Source organism: Geobacillus thermopakistaniensis (assembly GCF_000498995.1).
Classification (GTDB): domain Bacteria; phylum Bacillota; class Bacilli; order Bacillales; family Anoxybacillaceae; genus Geobacillus; species Geobacillus thermoleovorans.
On record NZ_AYSF01000006.1, the window covers coordinates 1 to 1993 of the forward strand.

The 1993-nt window shown below is 55.9% G+C and carries 1 pseudogene; it reads right to left on the minus strand.

Annotated features, from left to right (window positions below):
- Positions 1-83: 83 nt before the first annotated feature.
- Positions 84-1967: pseudogene (locus T260_RS136815) on the minus strand (molybdopterin oxidoreductase family protein); the annotation flags it as partial.
- Between the last annotated feature and the right edge of the window lie 26 nt (positions 1968-1993).

A 1993-nucleotide genomic window follows, 5' to 3' on the forward strand; every position in this document is an offset into this window, starting at 1 on the left:
AATTGTGGTAAAATGAAGCCGAAAATGATGAGTGCGGTTTCCAGCTGCTGATGAGAGGCAGAACGATGTTTGAATCTTGATGGCTAATTTCTCCCTAAATCGACCACCGGCCGCACCCGAGCTGCGCACCGCTTAAACGCCGGCATCCGGCAATGCGGATCGAGCTCATCGGACGTAACGTTGTTGATTTGCTGCAGGCCGCTCCAGTGGAATGGGACAAAAATGGTATCCTCGCGAATTTGATCATTGTAACGGCTGCGGACGACCGCCGCACCGCGCCGCGTTTCAATGCGCACAAGCATCCCTGGGCCGATCCCGTATCGTTTGGCTGTCCTCGGGTGGATCTCGACGGTCGCCTCCGGCTGCCGCGCCGCCAGTGCTGGACTGCGCCGCGTCTGCGTTCCACTTAAATAATGGGCAAGCACCCTTCCTGTCGTTAAATAAAGCGGATAACGTTCATCCGTCTCCTCTTTGTCCATCCAAAACGGCAAAACCGCAAACCGCGCCTTGCCGTCCGGATGAGCAAACCGTTCCGTAAACAGTCGAGGAGTCCCGGGATGATGCGGATCGGGGCAAGGCCAGTAGACACGTTCGCGGCGCAGCCGCTCATACGTCACACCATAATAGTCCGCTTTGCCGCCGCGGCTTGCCAGCCGCAGTTCGTTGAAAATCTCTTCGGCTGACGTAAAGGAAAAGCAGCGGCCCTTGCCAAGCTTGTGAGCGATCGCGCATAAAATTTCCCAATCATGTTTCACCCCCCCAGGACGCTTCCGAGCCGCTGGCCGAAAGCATACCCGCCCTTCGACGTTCGTCACCGTCCCTTCATCTTCCAAATACGAGGAAACAGGCAACACGAGATCCGCCAGCTCGGCTGTTTCCGACAAAAACATATCCGCAACGACAAGAAACTTCAGTTTTTGCAACGCTTTGGCAACAAACGCCGCGTTCGGGCTGGAGACGACGGGATTCGATCCCATGACCAACAGCCCGGTAATCTCGCCCGCACCGATTTTTTGCATCATTTCATACGCTGACACTCCCTTTCGCGGCAGCTCATCCGGCGAAATGCCCCATATGTTCGCAATATACCGGCGGTGTTCCGGATGCTCAATGCTTCGATAGCCCGGCAGCTGATCAGCTTTTTGTCCATGCTCGCGGCCGCCTTGTCCGTTTCCTTGCCCAGTGATCGATCCAAAACCCGAACCGGGACGGCCGATTTTCCCTGTCGCCAATACGACATTCATCCAGTGTCTGACCGCCGCATAGCCGTCCGCTTGCTGTTCAAGGCCGCGCGCCGTGAGCACGATCGCATCGGCCGCCTCCCCGTACTTTCGTGCCGCCAAGCGGATCTTCTCGGCCGGCACGTCGGTCACCCGGGCGATCTCGTCCATCTTCACCGCTTCTATGTGCTGTTTCCATTCGGTAAACCCAACCGTCCGTTCACGCACAAATGTTTCATCGATAAATCCTTCGTCAAGCAACACTTTTCCTATGCCGACGGCCAATGCCGCATCCGTTCCGGGCTTGAGCGGCAGGTGCAGATCAGCCAACGCCGCCGTTTTCGTTTCCCTTGGATCCACCACAATGATAAAAGCTCCGTTTTTCTTCGCTTCATAAAAATACGGCATCAACGTCGGCTGGCATTCGGCGATATTGGTCCCAGCCAAAATGATCGTCTGAGCGAGCGGAATATCGGACAGTGGATTCGTCAACCCGCGGTCAAGACCGAATGCGTCGTTCATGGCCGCTGCGGCTGCCGACATGCAAAAGCGTCCGTTGTAGTCAATATGCCGTGTCTTGAGCGCCACGCGGGCAAATTTTCCAAGCAAATACGCTTCCTCGTTCGTCAATGACCCGCCGCCGTAAACGGCAAACGCATCAACTCCATCTTCCTTCTGAATGGAGATGATTCGTTCCACGATTAGCGAAAGCGCCTCCTCCCAACTGACGCGCACAAACCGGCCGTTTTCGGCAAACTTTTAAACCGCGAGGA